This is a genomic window from Butyrivibrio sp. VCD2006, from assembly GCF_000423925.1.
In the GTDB taxonomy this organism is placed as follows: domain Bacteria; phylum Bacillota; class Clostridia; order Lachnospirales; family Lachnospiraceae; genus Butyrivibrio.
The window spans coordinates 160705-180029 of sequence record NZ_KE384107.1 but is presented as its reverse complement, the minus strand read 5'-3'; the positions used below and the strand labels follow the sequence as shown (position 1 = coordinate 180029).

17 protein-coding genes, 4 tRNA genes and 1 rRNA gene are annotated in these 19325 nt (G+C 42.5%); 20 read left to right on the top strand and 2 right to left on the bottom strand.

The features are described 5' to 3' along the window. The 9 genes from G586_RS0119430 to G586_RS0119390 form a co-directional block, all read left to right on the top strand. Positions 1–204 (top strand): 23S ribosomal RNA (locus tag G586_RS0119430); the annotation flags it as partial. Positions 205–424: 220 nt separating this feature from the next. Further along, a tRNA-Asn gene (locus G586_RS0119425) sits at positions 425–497 on the top strand. Between the two features lie 49 nt (positions 498–546). After that, positions 547–618: transfer RNA gene (locus tag G586_RS0119420), tRNA-Glu, on the top strand. Between the two features lie 10 nt (positions 619–628). Continuing rightward, a tRNA-Ile gene (locus G586_RS0119415) sits at positions 629–702 on the top strand. A gap of 41 nt (positions 703–743) precedes the next feature. Beyond that, positions 744–829, top strand: a tRNA-Leu gene (locus tag G586_RS0119410). A 100-nt stretch (positions 830–929) separates the two neighbouring features. Continuing rightward, positions 930–1322, top strand: coding sequence for a nucleotidyltransferase domain-containing protein (locus G586_RS0119405; RefSeq protein ID WP_026499344.1), 393 nt, complete (start codon positions 930–932; stop codon positions 1320–1322). Further along, positions 1322–1684 carry a HEPN domain-containing protein gene (locus G586_RS0119400; RefSeq protein ID WP_026529038.1) on the top strand — a complete coding sequence of 121 codons (363 nt, stop codon included), beginning with the start codon at positions 1322–1324 and terminating at the stop codon, positions 1682–1684. The genes G586_RS0119405 and G586_RS0119400 overlap by 1 nt, the downstream gene beginning before the upstream one ends. Positions 1685–1718: 34 nt before the next feature. Continuing rightward, the gene (locus tag G586_RS0119395) at positions 1719–4742 is read left to right on the top strand and encodes a TOTE conflict system archaeo-eukaryotic primase domain-containing protein (protein WP_242832066.1); all 3024 of its coding nucleotides are present in this window, start codon (positions 1719–1721) and stop codon (positions 4740–4742) included. A gap of 602 nt (positions 4743–5344) precedes the next feature. Further along, entirely contained in the window at positions 5345–6367 is a 1023-nt protein-coding gene (locus G586_RS0119390) for a LacI family DNA-binding transcriptional regulator (RefSeq protein WP_026529036.1), read from the top strand. A gap of 2 nt (positions 6368–6369) precedes the next feature. On the opposite strand, the gene G586_RS25375 is transcribed toward G586_RS0119390, so the two are convergent. Continuing rightward, positions 6370–7278: a helix-turn-helix domain-containing protein gene (locus tag G586_RS25375; RefSeq protein ID WP_026529035.1), complete on the bottom strand. Its 909-nt coding sequence runs from the start codon at positions 7276–7278 to the stop codon at positions 6370–6372. Positions 7279–7528: 250 nt separating this feature from the next. On the opposite strand from G586_RS25375, the gene G586_RS0119380 reads away from it, so the two are divergent. From G586_RS0119380 to G586_RS26435, 9 genes are all read left to right on the top strand, one after another. Continuing rightward, positions 7529–9007, top strand: a complete 1479-nt coding sequence (locus G586_RS0119380; protein WP_026529034.1) for an ABC transporter substrate-binding protein — start codon at positions 7529–7531, stop codon at positions 9005–9007. 45 nt (positions 9008–9052) lie between these two features. After that, positions 9053–9952 carry a carbohydrate ABC transporter permease gene (locus G586_RS24035; RefSeq protein ID WP_034447276.1) on the top strand — a complete coding sequence of 300 codons (900 nt, stop codon included), beginning with the start codon at positions 9053–9055 and terminating at the stop codon, positions 9950–9952. Then, entirely contained in the window at positions 9949–10782 is an 834-nt protein-coding gene (locus tag G586_RS0119370) for a carbohydrate ABC transporter permease (protein ID WP_026529033.1), read from the top strand. Before G586_RS24035 ends, G586_RS0119370 begins: the two co-directional genes overlap by 4 nt. A 22-nt stretch (positions 10783–10804) precedes the next feature. Further along, complete coding sequence (locus G586_RS24030; protein ID WP_051204949.1) at positions 10805–12028, top strand: AGE family epimerase/isomerase; 1224 nt, start codon at positions 10805–10807, stop codon at positions 12026–12028. Then, positions 11997–13172, top strand: coding sequence for a glycoside hydrolase family 130 protein (locus G586_RS0119360; RefSeq protein WP_026529032.1), 1176 nt, complete (start codon positions 11997–11999; stop codon positions 13170–13172). Before G586_RS24030 ends, G586_RS0119360 begins: the two co-directional genes overlap by 32 nt. Next, positions 13172–14191, top strand: a complete 1020-nt coding sequence (locus G586_RS0119355) for a glycoside hydrolase family 130 protein (protein WP_051204948.1) — start codon at positions 13172–13174, stop codon at positions 14189–14191. Before G586_RS0119360 ends, G586_RS0119355 begins: the two co-directional genes overlap by 1 nt. Positions 14192–14199: 8 nt before the next feature. Then, the gene (locus tag G586_RS0119350) at positions 14200–15408 is read left to right on the top strand and encodes a hypothetical protein (RefSeq protein ID WP_035773650.1); all 1209 of its coding nucleotides are present in this window, start codon (positions 14200–14202) and stop codon (positions 15406–15408) included. A 72-nt stretch (positions 15409–15480) separates the two neighbouring features. Next, positions 15481–16461, top strand: coding sequence for a type I phosphomannose isomerase catalytic subunit (locus G586_RS24025; RefSeq protein ID WP_035773649.1), 981 nt, complete (start codon positions 15481–15483; stop codon positions 16459–16461). Then, the gene (locus G586_RS26435; protein ID WP_155834298.1) at positions 16458–16634 is read left to right on the top strand and encodes a hypothetical protein; all 177 of its coding nucleotides are present in this window, start codon (positions 16458–16460) and stop codon (positions 16632–16634) included. The genes G586_RS24025 and G586_RS26435 overlap by 4 nt, the downstream gene beginning before the upstream one ends. Before the next feature lie 174 nt (positions 16635–16808). On the opposite strand, the gene G586_RS0119335 is transcribed toward G586_RS26435, so the two are convergent. Further along, entirely contained in the window at positions 16809–17468 is a 660-nt protein-coding gene (locus tag G586_RS0119335; protein WP_026529029.1) for a Crp/Fnr family transcriptional regulator, read from the bottom strand. A 122-nt stretch (positions 17469–17590) separates the two neighbouring features. Between G586_RS0119335 and G586_RS0119330 the strand changes: the two genes are divergently transcribed. Together G586_RS0119330 and G586_RS0119325 are read left to right on the top strand one after the other, a co-directional pair. After that, the gene (locus G586_RS0119330) at positions 17591–18325 is read left to right on the top strand and encodes an ATP-binding protein (RefSeq protein WP_026529028.1); all 735 of its coding nucleotides are present in this window, start codon (positions 17591–17593) and stop codon (positions 18323–18325) included. Between the two features lie 40 nt (positions 18326–18365). Next, entirely contained in the window at positions 18366–19313 is a 948-nt protein-coding gene (locus G586_RS0119325) for an L-lactate dehydrogenase (protein WP_026529027.1), read from the top strand. Positions 19314–19325: the final 12 nt, after the last annotated feature.

The following is a 19325-nucleotide window of genomic DNA, read 5'->3' as shown; positions in this document are numbered from 1 at the left end:
TGCATCGCCAGATGCATAAGGCTGGGTAGCCAAGTCCGGAAGGGATAAACGCTGAAGGCATCTAAGCGTGAAGCCCCCCTCAAGATGAGATATCCCTCCTTTATGGAGTAAGACCCCTTAGAGACTATGAGGTAGATAGGCACAAGGTGTAAGCACGGTAACGTGTTCAGCTGATGTGTACTAATAGGTCGAGGGCTTGTCCAATATGGATATAGAACAAAAGAAGCGGATCTAGAATGTATTCAGTGTTCGGTTTTGAAGGTACGGAAAGGCTAAAGCATTTCGATGCTTAAAACCATGCCTCCGTCGCGATTGCAAGCAATCCCGACTGTCGGGCTTGCGCCCTATGATGCACGATTTAAACAGTGCCTTGAATGCAAGCATTCAGATCACTGTTTAAACCATGCATCGCATGGTTTAATTTTCCTCAATAGCTCAGTCGGTAGAGCATTCGGCTGTTAACCGAAGTGTCGTAGGTTCGAGTCCTACTTGGGGAGCTGGTTGTACGGAGACCTACAATCGAAAAACCTGTAATACAGGAAACACGGCTCCGTGGTCAAGTGGTTAAGACATCGCCCTTTCACGGCGGTAACACGAGTTCGAGCCTCGTCGGAGTCATCAACAATAAGGAGCTTTAGCTCAGTTGGTTAGAGCAACCGGCTCATAACCGGTCGGTCCTGGGTTCGAGTCCCCGAAGCTCCACTAAAGAAGTCGCTATAATAGCGGCTTTTTGTTAATAAAATGCCGGCGTGGCGGAACTGGCAGACGCCCGGGACTTAAAATCCCGTGGGTAGCGATACCCGTACCGGTTCGATCCCGGTCGCCGGCAGTAAGAGAGAAGCGTAAGATGCTTCTCTTTTTTTTACGATGTTTGTAAAGTATAATAATGCTATAAATCATAGTTATTGATGGATAGGTGGTGATCATTTATGTGCAAACTTATCAAAGTTAATACAAATTATGATTCATCCGTAATGGTTGCGGATTATAAAGCTGAGATTATCAGGCACATCATTAGTACAGCAAAAAAGTGCCCGGATATTGATGCTATTATGCTGTTTGGATCCGTGTTGGAAGAGAGATGTAAAGAAAAATCTGACATAGATATTGTTATCATCAGTAAGAAAACAGTCAATGCGCTTAGTGATAGAAAATCCTTTAACGAATTTATGAAGGACTTGTATCTTTTGGATTTTGCCCAGGAATATGATTTCCTATATTTTAAATCTATTGATGAAATTTATCAGAAAAAAGAAAAAGCTCCTATCTGCAAGGAATTAGCGGAGAAGGGACAGATTATTTATAAAAGGCAGGCTGCGTAATGGGGAATACTTTGTTATCAATTGCAAAAGCTGATATAAAAACTGCTAAGAACCTTGTTAACAGTGATGATAAGTATCAAAAGCATCAGGCTACCTATTTGACTCAGCAGGGTGTAGAGAAAACTTTAAAGTATGCTATTTCTCTAAAAACGGGAGGACAGCCTTGGGGACATGATATTACAAAACTTGTAATTTTAGCCCAACAAAATGGCGTTGATGTACCTGATTTTATTTGTAAAAAGGCTAAGATGATTACATCCTGGGAAGTGGTGTCCAGATATTATCCAACAAGCGTTATCAGGAGAGATACTATAGCACATGTCATTAGGGTCGCTGATGAATGGCAAAAGAAATTAAAATGATATTTTGTGGGTATGGCTTATGCCGTACCCATTTTTGACAAATGGAAGGATATTTGAAGAGATAACGTATATGAACGAAGATCAATATATTTCACGAATCAATCAACTTGAAAAAGAGATAGGTTATTTGCATAGTTTGCTCGATGAGGCTGGTATTACTTATAGAAAAGAAGCAAAGAATATTGAAGATCTATCTCCTGACAAGAACATTCTATTTGACGATAATCAAGGTGCCAGAGTCAGACCTTTGGAAATAACCAAGCATAGAATAAAATTCTTCCGCAACTTGTTTAACGGACGAAACGATGTTTATAGTCTGCGTTATGGAAAGGTTAATAAGAAAACCGGAAAGCACAGCTACTATACTCAGTGTTGGTATTTTTGGAAAGATGGATTGTGTCCAAAGAGAAATAATCCCAAGTTTTCTTGTGGTGAATGTAGAAATCCGAATTATAAGGAATTGACGGATGAAGTGGTTTATGAGCATCTGAGAGGAAAGAAGGAAGATGCTTCGGATGTATTAGGGGTATACCCGCTACTTCTTGATGAAACTATAAACTTTCTTGTGTTTGACTTTGATTGTCATAATGATGATGTTTGTGGTGATGATTGGGCAAATCCTGATTCTGAATGGATGATTGAAGTAAACACATTTAGGAAGATATGTGAAGACAATGACGTGCCGATTTTAGTTGAGCGCTCAAGATCTGGCAAGGGAGCCCATTTTTGGATATTCTTTGAAAAGCCGATATTGGCATCTACAGCAAGAAGATTTGGAACAGCTTTGCTAACCAAAGGTGCCGAATCTGTTAATATGAAAAAATTCACATATTACGACAGAATGCTCCCAGCTCAGGACCATATTCCGATTAATGCAAAGACTGGGAGATCTGGATTAGGAAATCTGATAGCGCTGCCATTACAGGGACTGGCTTTACAGGCTGGGAATAGTGCTTTCATAGATGAAAACTGGAATGCATATCCTGATCAATGGGAGTGCCTCAAGAATGTTAAAAGAATCTCTAAAGAGATTGTTGAAGAAAAGATAAAGGCCTGGGGAGCAGATGGCTTATTAGGGGGCCTATGTAATGATTTTGATGAAGATGCAGATGATACCATGGCGAGAAAACAGAAGCCTTGGGAAAAAGTGAAACTTTCTTTTTGTAAGGAAGATGCACCTTCCGTAGTAGAAATCATCATTTCTGATAAGATATACATTAATTCAAAAGGAATGCAATATAAAATGCAGAATGCTATAAGGAGAATGGCTGCATTTAGCAATTCGGAGTTCTATAAGACTGCAGGTATGGGCTTTTCAACGCAAGGTATGTCTAGAATCATTTCTTGTGGTTATGATGATGGAGATTATATTTGTATTCCGAGAGCTCTTTTAGATTCACTAATTGAAAAATTAAATGCATCTGGAATTCCATTTTCTCTTACTGATAACAGATGTAAGGGAACTCCTTTAGATGTTTCTTTCAATGGTGCTTTATATGAGGAACAGATGAGAGGTGCACAAGCAATTTTGGAGCACGACAACGGTGTACTAGCAGCCACGACATCTTTTGGGAAAACGGTTGTAGGTGCATATTTAATTGCCCAAAGAAAGGTGAATACACTAATTCTTGTTCATAACACAGAAATTCAGAAGAACTGGATTGAAGATTTAAGCAGATTCTTAGATATTAAAGCTGAATTACCTGAATATAAAACAAAAACAGGAAGAATTAAAAAGAGAAAAAACTTGATCGGAAAACTATATGCCGGACATGATTCAATGACTGGAATAGTTGATGTTGCTATTTTTTCTTCTCTTGGCAAGGGTGATGAAATCAATCCTATTATTGAAAACTACGGAATGGTAATTATGGATGAGTGTCATCATGGAGCTGCGCAAACGGTTGAAGATGTTATTGGAGCAGCAAAAGCAAAATATGTTTATGGATTAACTGCTACTCCTAAACGAGAAGATGGGCTTGAAAAGAAAGTGTTTATGCAGTTTGGGCCTATCAGGTTCAGATATACTGCTAAAGAGAGAGCGCAGAAACAAGGCATAGCGCATTTTGTTTATCCTCGATTTACGAGGCTTGTAAGTTCTACAGATCTGAAGATAACAGACGCAAACCGAGCTGTTATTGAGTGTGATTCTAGGAATGATCAGATAATATCTGATGTGGAAGACTGTATTAAGGATGGTAGAACTCCGCTGGTATTAACCAAATACAAAGAACATGCGGAGCTGATTTATCAGAGATTGCAGGGAAAAGCAGATCATGTATACCTTCTGCAAGGCGGAGGAAGTAGAAAAGCTAAAGATGAAATGAGATTGCAGATGCGAGCTGCTTCTGATGATGAATCTGTAATACTCGTGGCAATTGATAAATATGTTGGTGAAGGGTTTAATTTTCCAAGACTTGATACATTGATGCTGGCAATGCCTGCAGCAGCTGAAGGCAATATTGAGCAATTTGCCGGGAGGTTACATAGAGATTATAAGACAAAGACGGAAGTAATAATATATGATTACGTAGATTCGCATATCCGAGTTCTTGAAAAAATGTACCACAAGCGCCTTAGAGCTTATAAGAAGATAGGGTATGAAATTTGGAATAATGCGATTATAGACAAGCAGGATGCAAATTCTATCTTTGACATGGATTCATATGAAAGTGTTTATGAGAAGGATCTTTTGGAAGCAAATAAGGAAATTGTTATTTCAAGTCCAGGCTTAAATCATTCTAAAGTTGAATCTTTTATTAGGCTTGTAAAGAAAAAACAGGAAGATGGGATCAGAATCACTGTTGTCACCCTTAACCCAGAAGGATATCCGGAGGAAAGGATTAAAGATACCAAAGGCATTGTGCAGTTATTAAAGGACAACGGAGTAAACGTCAGAATACAGGATCACATGCATGAACACTATGCAATTATTGACAATGAGATTGTGTGGTATGGAAGTATGAATCTACTATCCAGAGCTAAGCCTGATGACAATCTGATTCGAGTTAAGAGTAAAGAAGCAGCGCTTGAACTATTGGAGCTTACTTTTGGATAATCAAAGATACAGATATGTTTTAAAGATTGATATCGCTGCTGTAAATATTGTTTGTTATTCAATAAATATGAGTATCCTTTATCATACGAAAGTGGGTCAGAAATTGGACCAGAAAAGAAGGTGAGTCCGCAAGGCTCCTTTCCATGCGGGTTCTGAGATGTCACAAAAGTTCGATTCCGGTCGCCGGCAGTAATTTTATGTGGCTGCAAACTTAGATAATATCTGGGTTTGCAGCTTTTTTCTTTGCTTAACTAAAGTGGTCCATTTCGGTCCAAATGTGGTCCATCCCTTGATATACCTGTATTTTAAGGACAAGAGATTGTTGAATGTACACAGGAATCTTAACCTATTGCTATTTTAGCAATTCTGTATGCACTCACATTTTACCACGAGTCTTAAAGACTATATTCAGAGGCTACTAAAAGTTTGCTCACCAGTTGCCGTTAGTAAAAGAGAAGCGTAAGACAAAGGAAAATCTTGGACAATATATTTTAAATCCTCTATTATATATAGAAGGGACAATAGCAAGGGATGTTCGGGGGGATTAGGAATGACCTCGATTTACACCAAGCTCTTAAATAAACCACCAAAGGATTACTTACATGGCAAAGACAGTTAAGATGGCAGATATAGCCCAAAAAGTTGGAGTGAGTGTTGTCACGGTATCCAAAGCCCTCACGGGACAGAAGGGTGTCAGTGAGAGTACCCGTCAGCATATCTTAAAGCTTGCTGATGAGATGGGATACATTCAGCCCTCCGCTGCTATCCGCAGTGAAACAAAGGGCCACAACATAGGCATTATCATTCACGACAAGTATTTTAGAAAATACAATTCATTTTATCTGCAAATGTATCAGATGCTCACAAGTCAGCTTGGTGCTCAGGGTGACTATACTATTTTAGAGCTTGTAACCCATGACATGGAAAAAGAGCTGACGGCTCCAAATCTGCTTAAGGAAAACAAGATTGATGCCCTTGTGATGCAAGGCGAATTTACAAGGCAGTACTGTGAGTTTATAAAGAGTGTGGCTGGAGATATTCCTTTAGTATATCTGGATTTCTGCGATGAGTCCAGAGATGAAGTGTCTGTTATATCAGACAGCTTCTACGGTTCCTACTACATGACCAATTATCTGTTTGAAAAAGGTCACAGAGATATTGCCTTTGTCGGATCTCTTTTGCAGACAACATCCATTACCGACAGATATCTTGGATATGTAAAGTCCATGATGGAGCATGGCATTCAGGTAAGACCTGACTGGCAGATTGAGGACAGAGATAAGAATACAGGAATCATCTTTGAACCTGATAAGCTCCCGCTTCCGTTGGAGCTTCCGTCAGCTTTTGTATGTAACTGCGATCTTACAGCAGGAGTACTTATTAAGAGGCTGGAGAAAGAGGGATACAAGGTTCCTGAAGATTTCTCGGTAGTAGGATATGATAACTTTATCTTCCCGGGAGTATGTGACGTGGAGATAACCACTTATGAAGTAGATATGCTTGTTATGGTGCAGAAGGCAGTTTCCTGTCTGACATCTCTTTTAAAGGGAGAGGATGTGAAAAGGGGAACACATATTATTACGGGACATCTCATAGAAAAAGACAGTGTGAAAGCTCTTAGCTGATGCTAAGAGCTTTTGTTTTTTCTGTATTCGGCAGGTGTCTGAGAGGTTTCTCTCTTAAAGAGCTTGATAAAATGACTGGTGTTGGCGATGCCAACGTCGTACCCAACGGCATTTACCGTTATATCTGTCTGCTCAAGAAGTGTCTTGGCCTGCTGGATCCTGACGTTGTTGAGATACTGAAGAGGTGAGTGGCCGTAGTAGTTTTTGAACTCACGACAGAGCCTGTATTTACTTACAAGGAGCCTCTGCTCAAGGTTATCTAAAGTAATAAAGGTGTTATATTCCTGATCCAGAATGGACTTCATATCCTGGATATAACTCGGTATACCGGGAGTGACTGAGGGGGCAAAGGCCTTTGAACCTGCCAGATAACCTTCTGTGAGAATGTCGGTAAGGATTCTTGCTCTTAGAAGCTCTGAGTCCGCTCCCTGCCTTAGCAGCAGCCTTTGCAGGTAGGAGAGCTGCGTTCCTATATGCTTTTCTTTAAATTCTATAACCTTAGATGAATGTTCTGTATATAATCTTAAGGATTCCCCCGATAACAAAAACAAGTGAAAATAGCATGGGGTACTTTTTGTGTCAAAGCGGAAATTCTCGTAGGGTTTTAGAAGGATCATGCTTCTTTCGGGCATTGTTATGCTGTCTTTTGTCTTGATCAAGGCATCCCCTTTTTCGATATATAACAATAAATAGAATGGATTATCGATACATTCAAAGGTGGTTGGGATACCGTAGGTAATGGCTCCTCCAAAGACTGCCCGGAGGATAAGAGGATCTAAAGACTCGCAGCCACAGGCCATGAATCTCTTGGTGTCAAGAACATCGGTAAAAGACGTATCACTCCCGAAGAGTCTGTGGAAACGGAAGATATTATTCAGTTCATCGATCGTGGTGTATTTAGACGGTGTCATGATATTACTCCTGTTTATGGGAACATTATAGTAAGTAAAAAGGGAAATATCAATCTGAAATTAACTAAAAATTTAAGTTGGTTAGGTAATATGAGTTAAATAATTAAGTAAAAAGCTCATAAAACGGCAGATAAATTCATAATCGCAAGAATGAGTTATAAAATGCAAGAATAATAGATGATTAAAAAAAGTAAATAATGTATTCTTCAATCAGTAAATGAAACAGAAGCTCAATAAAAGGAGGATGAATATGAAATTGAAAAGAGCTTTAGCGGTTACACTTATTACAATCATGGCAGCAGGTACGGTTGCCTGCGGGGAGACAACCGCATCTGAAAGCGGTCAGGAGACAGGTGCAGTAGCACAGGCAGAAGACGAGCAGGTAGCTGCAGCAGCACAGGCAGAAGACGAGCAGGTAGCTGCAGCAGATGCACCTTCATCTGAAACAGAAGGCATTAAGTCTTATGCCGATCTTGTTCTCGGTGAAGACTTTACTGATCTTAATGCAGAGATCTCTTTCTTCAGCAACAGAACAGACCTTGATTCAGAGGATTATGGCGGAGTTACATGGAAGGAATACATTGAGGCCTTCAATGAAGTTTATCCTGATATCAAAGTAAATGTGATCACAGATACAAACTACGCAGAGGATGCCAAGACACACCTTCAGTCAGGAGACTATGAGACAGTAATCCTCATTCCTGCAATTGATAAGGCAGACCTTTCTTCATACTTTGAGTCATTTGGAACTCTTGATGTTATGAACGGACAGATCAACTACGCTGATAAGTGGGAGTACCAGGGGGAGGTTTATGGAGTACCTTCAACAGCAACAGCTCAAGGTATCGTATACAACAAGAGAGTGTTTGAGGAGGCAGGTGTAACAGAGCTTCCCAAGACTCCTGAGGATTTCATCGCAGCTCTTAAGAAGATCAAGGAGCACGATGCTTCAATTATCCCTCTCTACACCAACTACGCTGCTGGATGGACAATGGGAAGCTGGGATGATTACACAGGAATCAGTGCAACAGGTGATGTAAACTACACCAACGGAACACTTCTTCATGAGAAGGATCCTTTCAGAGATTATGGCGATTCAACCCACCCTTACGCTGTATACAAGATTCTCTATGATGCAGTTGCACAGGGACTTACAGAGGATGACTATTCAACAACTGACTGGGAAGGCTGCAAGGGCATGATTAACAGAGGCGAGATTGGATGCATGGTCCTTGGATCTTGGGCTTACCCTCAGATGGAAGCTGCAGGAGATAACGCAGCAGATATCGGATATATGCCATTCCCTGTAACAGTAGGTGGCAAGCAGTATGCTCTTGCAGGTCCTGACTACTGCTACGGTATCAACAAGAATGCTTCCGATGATGAGAAGCAGGCAGGAATCATCTTTGTAAAGTGGATGACTGAGCAGTCAGGCTTTGTATATAACGAGGATGGTCTTCCAATCAAGGCAGGAAGCACTGAGACAAAGCTTTCATTTGACAATGTTGAATTCCTTCAGGAAGCACCTGCAGCAGAGGGAGAAGAGGATCTTCTCAACGAGCTCAACTCAGAGTCAGAGCTCAACTACAGAGCAGGTGGTGACAGAAAAATCCAGCTCATCATCGAGCATGCATCAATTGGCGATATGGAATTTGATGACATCATGAACGAGTGGAACGAGAAGTGGACACAGGCTCAGGAAGTTCTCGGCGTATCTGTAAATGAGTAAGGTTAAGTCTTTGTTTTTTACCTGAAAACCAAGGAGGAAGGGACAATGAAATGGCTTAAAAGTAGAAAGGGACAACAGACTGTAATAATAATCAGCTTTATCACTGTCCCATTACTTCTTCTTGCTATCTTTACCTACCTGCCCTTTGCGCAGATGGTACAGTTTAGCTTCTATAAAATGAAATATCTTACCCCACCGGACAAAAGAGTCTTTGTGGGATGGAAAAACTATATTGATGTATTTACAAGAGACGACTGTTTCAAAGCGTTAAAACTTAGTTTTTATTACTGCGCCGGAGCACTGTTCCAGCTGGCACTGGCACTGTTTCTGGCAACGATCTTAAGCTTTGGGGTAAAGGGTGGAAATGTCTTTAAAGGAATGATGTTCTTTCCTTACCTCATAAGTGGAATTGCTATCGGTTTTATTTTCAAGTTCTTTTACACAAGAGGATTTGTCCTTGATTCAATATTGGGGATTATTGGAGTGAACAAGGACATTCTTCCCTATTGGCTAAAAGATCAGAGTGTAAATAACTGGTCCCTGGTGGCGACCTCTGTATGGCGCTACTTTGGACAAAACATGGTCCTTTTTATCGGAGCAATCATGTCGGTGGATGCTGAACTTTATGAGGCAGCGTCCCTGGACGGGGCAAATCGCTTCCAGCAGTTCTTCCACATAATTCTTCCGAGTATCAAGACCATTGTCACCTTAAATGTGATCCTTTCAATAACCGGATCCTTAAGTGCTTTTGAACCTCCGTTTGTAATAACGGGAGGTGCTAACGGAACAGGAACCTACTTCGTTATCATGAACGAGATAGCTCATGTCACGCAGAAGGTTGGACTTGCAAGCGCCATGGCTGTGGTACTTCTGGTGATCATATTCATAGTCACCATATTGCAGAAACTGTTCTTTAAATATGTTTTCAGAGAGGCAGACGCATGAAGATAAGAAAGTTATTCATAAACATAATTAAATACCTGATCCTTGTATTCTTTGCGTTTGCAGCTGTGGTACCAGTAGTATCCTGCATATTTACAGCATTCAAGACATCGGAAGAGTATCAGACGACAAACGTAATAACCCCTCCATCAAATTGGTTTTATTTCAGCAACTTCGTCAAAGCCTTTCAGACAGCAAACATGGGCAGAGCATTTATGAACTCCCTCATAGTAATGGTGGTTGTTCTTGTGGTATCTGTCGTAGTCGGTACACAGCTTGCATATGTACTGAACCGCTTTGAGTTTTTCGGAAATACCCTCATAAGAAATCTGTTTTTGTTTGCATCACTCCTTCCGTCAATTGCCATGCAGGTTACGGTGTACAAGATCATGAGTACCTTGGGATTTGTAAATCACCTCTACGGCTACATCATCATGATGTGCGGAACTGACGTCATCTCCATTTATATCTTCATTCAGTTTATGGAGAATATATCAAATTCAGTGGATGAGTCGGCGATCATAGACGGCGCTTCCTACTGGACAGTTTATTGGAAGATCATTCTGCCGCTTTTAAAGCCCGCAGTTGTGACGGCGTGCATATTAAAAGGAGTATCGGTCTACAACGAGTACTACTGCGCCAATCTTTATCTTATGGACAAGGAGATACGAACCATGTCCACTTCCCTTTATACCTTTGTTGGTCCCATGGGAAGCCAGTACAACCTGATCTGCGCAGGTGTCCTTATTTCGATCTTCCCGGCGTTTTTAGTATTTATCCTTTGCCAGAAGCAGATTTACAGCGGAATCACGCAGGGTGCGGTAAAGGGATAAAAGAGTTTTTTGAGGTTTAGAAATGTATCAGGAAATACAAAAAGAATTAACGGAACATATCATACCCTTCTGGAGAGGGCTTAGAGATGATGAATACGGTGGCTACCATGGCCTTATGGATTTTGATCTTAAGGTAGATAAAAAAGCTGAGAAGGGTGCAATACTGAACAGCCGCATTCTCTGGTTCTTTTCAAGGGCATTTAATGAGTTAAAAGACATATCGCTTCTTGAAGAAGCAGACCACGCCTACAGGTTTATGGTCGAGAAAATGCTTGGCGATGGCAGCAAGGGAATCTGCTGGTCTGTAACCTATGACGGCAAGATTCTTGATAGTACAAGACATACATACAATCAGGCTTTTGCTATATATGCTCTGTCAGAGTATTACAAGGCATCCGCTGAGCCACAGGCGCTTTTTCTTGCTCACAAGCTCTTCTTTCTGATAGAGGAGATGTGCAGGGACAATGACGGGTACCTGGAGGCTTTTGATGAAGACTTTAACCTTCTTCCCAACGACAAGCTCTCCGAGAACGGAGTTATGGCTGACAGAACCATGAATACAGCACTTCACGTGCTTGAAGCCTACACACTCTTATATGATGTGACAGATGATCTTGACATCAAAAAGTGTATCGGAAAGAAACTCTCAGACCTGCTCCTTATCTTTAAGGACAGGATCTACAACAAAAAGAAACACAGGCAGGAGGTCTTCTTTGACATATACTACAACTCTCTGATAGACCTTCACAGCTTCGGTCATGATATAGAAGCATCCTGGCTTATCGATCTTGCACTCGATACTCTTGGCGGTGAGTACTTGAGGGCAAAAGATGCAGAGGAGATCAGGAACATGACTCTTGCTATGGTGGAGAACACCTATAACAAAGCCTTGGTTGACGGATCTTTTGTAAATGAATGCGAAGTCGGAGCAAGGGATGATACCAGGATCTGGTGGGTGCAGTCGGAGGCCATGGTAGGGTTTGTAAATGGCTACTTAAGAAGCGAAAAGCCTGAGTATTTGCAGGCTGCAAAGAGCATATGGCAGTACACAAAGAGCTACATCATCGACAAGAGAGAGGGCTCGGAGTGGTTCTGGCAGGTTGATGAAAATAGGAATCCGGGCAAAAGACCTATAGTAGAGCCCTGGAAGTGTCCCTATCACAACGGCAGAATGTGCTTTGAAATGATAAACAGACTTAAAAAAGGAGCAGCAGATGATTCACGAAAAGTATTACGAGGAGCTTGAAAGGCAGGAGAGGCTTATCACAAGGAAGAATGATCTATCTGATTTTTATAACGGCCTCTATAACAGGTATAAAAATCCTGTTCTTACAAGAGAACATATTCCGCTTACCTGGAGATACGATCTTGATAAAGACACTAATCCCTATTTCATGGAGAGACTTGGAGTAAATGCAGTCATGAATTCGGGAGCTATCTATCTGAACGGGAAGTATTACCTTGTTGCGCGGATTGAGGGAAATGACAGGAAGTCATTCTTTGGAGTTGCAGAGAGTGAGAATGGAATAGATGGATTCAGATTTTGGGATCACCCGGTTCTTTTGGAGGATACCTGCAAGGAAGAGACAAATGTCTATGACATGAGGCTTACACAGCATGAGGATGGCTATATCTACGGAGTTTTCTGTTCAGAGAGTAAGGATACATCAGTAAGTGATCTCTCTGCAGCTGTGTCATCAGCCGGAATAGTAAGAACAAAAGATTTAGAGAACTGGGAGAGACTTCCTAACCTTGTTACATTAAGAAGCCCTCAGCAAAGAAATGTTGTGCTTCACCCGGAATTTGTCGATGGCAAGTATGCCTTCTATACAAGACCAATGGATGATTTTATTGAGACAGGAAGCGGTAGCGGAATCGGCTTTGGACTTTGCAGTGATATCACTCAGGCAGTGATCGACGAGGAGAAGATGACGAGCCTCCGCAAGTACCACACCATCACCGAGGCCAAGAACGGAGCCGGTGCTGTGCCGATTAAGACAGCAAGAGGATGGATACATATAGCTCACGGAGTAAGAAATACAGCAGCGGGGCTCAGATACGTTCTCTACTGCTTTGTGACAGATCTAAAGGACCCGTCTAAGGTTATCGCTGAGCCATCAGGTCTTTTAATAGGACCCAGAGGCGATGAGAGGGTAGGGGATGTCTCCAATGTTGTGTTCACAAACGGAGCGATAGTTAATGAGAAAGAAGAGGTGTTTATTTATTATGCATCATCAGATACACGGATGCATGTTGCAACAACCACAGTGGACAAGCTTCTTGACTACTGCTTTAACACACCGCAGGATCCCGGAAGGTCGGTCCTGTGTGTAAGACAAAGAGACGATTTGATAAACAGAAACCTTGAATTATTAAGGAGAGTAAATTAATGAAGTACGAGATTTTGGGACCCGGAACAGAACGCATGCCATGGCAGGATAAGCCCGAGGGACGTAAAGGAGCTCCTATTTGGAGATACAATGCCAATCCTATAATTGACAGAAATCCTGTGGAGGGAGTTGCAAGAATATTTAACAGTGCAGTAATGCCCTATGAGGACGGATTCATAGGAGTCTTCAGAGGAGAGCAGACAAATGGTATTCCTGCAATCTATATGGGCAGGAGTGCAGATGGAATCAAGTGGGATATAGACAGTGAAAAGATTTCTTTTACAGATGAAGACGGAAATCCCTTCATGCCTCAGTACGCCTATGATCCGCGCCTTGTAAAAGTTGAAGAAGAATACTATATCATCTGGTGCCAGGATTTCTACGGCGCATCCATAGGAATTGCAAAGACAACAGACTTTAAGAAGTTTGTGAGAATTGAGAATCCTTTTATTCCCTTTAACAGGAATGCAGTTCTTTTCCCAAGAAAGATAAAAGGAAAGTACATGCTGCTCTCAAGACCGTCAGATTCAGGTCACACTCCTTTCGGAGATATCTTTATAAGTGAGAGTCCTGATATGACTTACTGGGGAAGGCACAGACATGTTATGGGACCAAACGAGAACTGGTGGGAATCGCTTAAGATAGGCGGAGGAGCAACTCCCATTGAGACAAGCGAAGGCTGGCTTTTGTTCTACCATGGTGTTACCGGAACCTGTAACGGCTATGTGTACTCTATCGGCGGGGCAATCCTGGATATAGACAATCCTTCTGTTGTTAAGTACAGGTGTGAGACATTTCTTTTGACTCCGCAGGAGTGGTATGAGGAGAGAGGATTTGTGCCAAATGTCTGCTTCCCCTGCGCGACTGTCCAGAACAAAGAGACCGGACAGATCGCCATCTATTACGGAGCAGCCGACAGCTATGTTGGGCTGGCATTTGGATATACCGATGAGATCATCGACTATATTAAGGCGCAAAGCAAAACTTCTGAGACAGACCGTGAGATCGGAAGGCGGTGATCGAAGCGATGAGAGAAAAACCAATCATCATTTATTCAAAAGAGCCTGTGCTGGAGCCAAAAGAAGGCTGTGCCTGGGCGGATACGATGGTGCTGAATCCTGCACTGGTTCTTGATGAAGATGGAAAGACCATTCATATGCTCTTCAGGGCAACAGGCCCCTGGCCCTCGGCAAATCTTAAGGGTAAGTCAGATCCATATCCGATATTCCTAGGATATGCAAAGAGCACCGATATGGGAGAAAGCTTTGAGGCTGATTTTGAAAGACCTGCTCTGGCCCCGAAGCTTGCTTATGACGAGCAGGATATGTACGTGATAAATGACAAGGGAGAGAAAGTCATCAACTACGCCAACGGGTGTATAGAGGATCCAAGGCTCTTTTACATAGGAGCGCAGCTCTATCTGACCGTTGCCTGCAGACTCTTTCCTCCGGGACCATACTGGGAAGGGGATAAGAGAAAAGACAACCTGCCTGACTGGGTGATGGATCCGGACTCTCCGGTGGGAGTGCTTGCAAGGAGAAATGACACTGTCACGGTCCTTTACAAAGTGGATCTTAAGAAACTTAAAGAGGGCAGTTATGAAGAGGCGTTTTCCTATGTAGGCCCACTGACGGACGGGAATCTTAGTGACAACAGGGATGTTTTCTTTTTCCCAAAGAGAATGAATATCGGTGGAACAAAGAAACTTCTTATGCTCCACAGGCCTGAGAGAAGCTATGAGTTTCCGACAGGTGAAAGTGTAAAAACTCCTGCGATCTTCCTGGCAGCAGCGGATGAGTTTGAAGACTTTGTCACGGCGGATGCTACCCACAAGCTGCTGGCCAAAAGTGAGTTTGACTGGGAGCAGGAGAGAGTTGGAGCAAGCTTTCCGCCATTGGATCTAGGAGATGGAGAGTGGCTTGTGTCCTATCACGGAAAAGAGCTTCCGAATTACGGCTACACTCAGTCTTTCATGATACTTAAGGAAAGAGACGGTGATTTTCCCGAAATAAAACACCGAATGTCTGAAAGACTGATCTATGCAAGGCAGAAATGGGAACTTCCCGATAAATTCCCATGTCCCTGCATCTTTACAACCGGAGCGGTGGTAGCAGGTGATGAACTGATCATGGGCTATGGGGCGGCTGATCAGAAGATCGGGATAGCTAAGGTAAATCTAAAGAATCTGACGGACTATGTTCGCAGATTTGACGCATGCGGAAACAGGACGGATTGACCAAGTAAACAGCGATTGACTTTGCGGTTTTGCAATCGCTGTTTTTTTGTTGCCTAAAAATTGGAGGAGAGAATGAAAGAAAACAATCTTGAGATACTATTTTTGGAGCCTGTCTGTAAGCACACCATCTGGGGTGGGACAAGGCTAAAGGATGAGTTTGGATGCAACGAAGAAGGAAATGATATAGGAGAGCTGTGGGGAATTTCGGCCCATCCAAGCGGTGATGTAACGGTTAAGGCAGGAAAGTATAAGGGCATGCATTTATCTGAACTGTGGGAGAAGCACAGAGAGCTCTTTGGAGATGAAGAAAGTGATGTGTTCCCGCTCCTGGTTAAGATCATTGATGCCAGAGATGATCTCAGCATACAGGTTCATCCCGATGACAGGTACGCTGCAGAACATGAAAACGGGGCTCTTGGAAAGACTGAGTGCTGGTATGTCCTTGATTGTCCGCCGGAAGCAAGTCTTGTCATCGGGCACAGCGCCAGAGACAAAAGTGAAATGGATGAGCTTATAGATCAGGGCAGATGGGGACAGCTTATAAATAGGGTTCCCGTAAAGAAAGGTGATTTTTTGCAGATAGATCCCGGAACGGTGCATGCGCTTACGAAGGGCTGTCTTATTCTGGAGACTCAGGAAAACAGTGACATCACCTATCGCGTCTATGATTACGACAGACTTGAAGACGGGAAGAAGAGGGAGCTTCACCTTGAGCAGAGTAAGGACGTCATCATGACTCCGGCAAGACCAATAGAAGAATGCCTGGTTCCTGCATGCAAAAGGGACAGAAGAGCAAACACCCTTCACAGTATTTACGGATGTGAGTATTACCACGTCTATGAGATGAAGGTTGAAGGACGGGCACAGATTTTAGGTGTGTCTGAATTCATGCTGGTAAGTGTTGTGGAAGGATACGGTGAAGTGGATGGATGCGCCATCTCAAAGGGAGATAGTTTTATCTTACCAAAGGGATATGAGAAGGCGAGCCTTAAAGGCAACATGAAGATTATAGCTTCAACACCGGGGCAGAAGGAGCAGAGGAGAATAGGATGAAAAGAGATTACAGAGATGAATTTAGGAGATGGAAAGAGGCGGAACTGATTGATGCGGATCTTAAGGCTGAGCTGAAGGTGATGGAAGGCGATGAGGCTTTGATGGAGGATATAGTTTGTAATGTCTATGAGATAGATGATGAAAGTGCCTATAATGCTCATAACCTGAAGTAGGGTTTTCTTGGCCCTGGTAGTGGATACAAGATGAAAGATCACCGCCACCATGCCGAGCGGATAGTAGATAAAACCACAGCTGCCAACAGTAAGGGGCTCGCAGATAACTGAGTATATCATAATCTCTGAAAAGGCTATCATGATAGTTCTTTCGCTTCCGGATTTTGCTCTTATTTAAGGTGTAAGCAGTTTGAAATGACTTTTTCTCGTTTCTATTATCCCTTCTTTCTGCATCTTGCCAAGCTCCTTTGAAAGGGCACTTCTTTCGAGGTTGAGGTAATCGGCGAGCTGTTGGCGGTCAAAGGGAATGTCAAATTCGGTGCTGTCATTTTGAAGGGCAAGAGTGTTCAGATATGACATCACTCTTTCACGGATTGTTTTAGGAGAAGTGTGAAAGCTTCTGCCGGACAGATTAAGATTTTTCTTTGAAGATATTAACAGAAGATTGCACAGGAATTTGTAATTCCAGGAATTCTGAATCTTTGATGAGCTCAGGATTCCTTTTGTTTTGAGCATAAGAATAGAGCAGCCTTCATTGGCTATGACATCGACCAGCATGGGAGCATCCTCGAGAATGGCGTAGGCTTCTGCAAAAATACCTCCCTTTTCAATATGGCTGAGGATAGTCCTGTTCCCCCAAATATCATCACTTAGAATTGTGACACTACCGAACAATACGATTCCTATGACTCCGGGCTTGGAGCCGGCGTGGAGTATAATATCGTTCTTTTCATAAGACTGTATTTGGGCGTTCAATGATTTAAGCAAATCCTGAATTTCTTTATCTGTCATTCCTCTGAAAAGAGGAATTCTCTGTAGAATCGTGATATCCATTTGAACTCTCCAACTTAGTTCAGAGCCTGGCTCTGAATTTTTTTAAAATGTGGTTATAACAACATACTTATATTGTAAATCATATTAAACTGACATCATAAAAGCAAGGAGGTCAGGAAAATATGGTACGTAAGATAATAAAGATAGATGAGGATAAGTGCATCGGTTGTGGGATTTGCGCAAACGCATGTCACGAAGGGGCTATTGAGATGGTAGGTGGTAAGGCAAAGCTTGTAAGGGAGAATTTCTGTGATGGCTTTGGCGATTGTCTTCCGGGATGTCCGACAGGAGCAATCACATTTGAGGAAAGGGAAGCTCCTGAATACGATGAAGCAGCTGTTAATAAGGCAAAAGAGCTAAAAGCTTGTCCGGATGGCCATCACGAGGGTCACACAGGTGGATGCCCGGGCTCAAGATTTATGAAGTTTGAGAAAAAAGAGAATCCAAAGGAGGATTCAAACTATACACTGGCAGACAGATTTGTCTCACATCCTTCAAGACTTGAACAGTGGCCATGTCAGATAAAGCTTCTTCCGACAACAGGAGATTTTTATAAGGGGGCAAAGCTCCTTATTGCTGCAGATTGCACAGCATATGCTTATGCCAACATGCATGAGGATTTCATGAAGGGCAAGATCACAATGATAGGGTGCCCCAAGCTTGACGAAGGGGATTACACTGAGAAATTGACAGAAATTATCAGCAGCAACGACATTGCAAGTGTTACGATAGTAAGGATGGAAGTTCCCTGTTGCGGCGGGCTTCAGAGAGCCGCTGAAAATGCAATAAAGAACAGTGGCAAGTTCCTTCCCTGGCAGGTTGTAACAATATCAAGAAACGGTGAAGTAATAGAATAAATCGGATTCTGAATAAAGTAATGGAAAAGGAGGCATTATCATGGCTGGATTAAATTACAGAAAAGTTGCTGTTATAGGTTGTGGATTTGTAGGTGCGGCTTCAGCATTTGCGATCATGGAGAGCGGTCTTTTTTCAGAAATGGTACTGATAGATGCCAATAAGGAAAAGGCTGAAGGCGAAGCGCTGGATATCAGTCATGGACTTCCTTTTGCCAAGCCTATGAAGATATATGCGGGTGAATACAGGGACATAGCAGATGCATATGTTATCGTGGTGACAGCAGGCGCCGGACAGAAACCAGGAGAGACCAGGCTTGATCTGGTAAAAAAGAACGTTAGCATCTTTAAGTCCATCATACCCCAGATCGCTGAAGTCAACAAAGACGCCATAATGCTGATTGTGGCTAATCCTGTTGATATTCTTACATATGCTGCAAGACAGCTTTCTGGTTATCCGGGAAACAGAGTGTTCGGATCGGGAACAACCCTTGATACTGCAAGGCTTAAATACCTTCTTGGAGAGCATCTTGCTGTGGACAGCAGATCTGTGCACGCTTTTATAATTGGTGAACATGGCGATAGTGAGATAGCAGCCTGGAGTAGTGCGAATGTATCAGGCATTCCGCTAAATGATTTCTGTGAGATGAGGGGACACTTTAACCATGAAGCTGCTATGAAGGAGATTGCTGAGAATGTAAAGAACAGTGCTTATGAGATAATCGAGAAGAAAGGAGCTACTTACTATGGCATTGCAATGTCTGTACGCAGGATCTGTGAAGCTATAGTACGTGATGAAAAAACCATTCTTCCGGTATCAAGCTTGCAGCACGATAATCATGGCATATCGGATGTGGCACTTAGCATGCCTGCAATTGTTGGAAAAGACGGCGTTGAGAGCACTGTGCCGATCAGTCTTAATGATACAGAAACAGAGGCTTTAAGAGCTTCTGCTGATACATTGAAAAAGGTAATAGAGGAAGTGCTGTAAAAGGTATCTTGG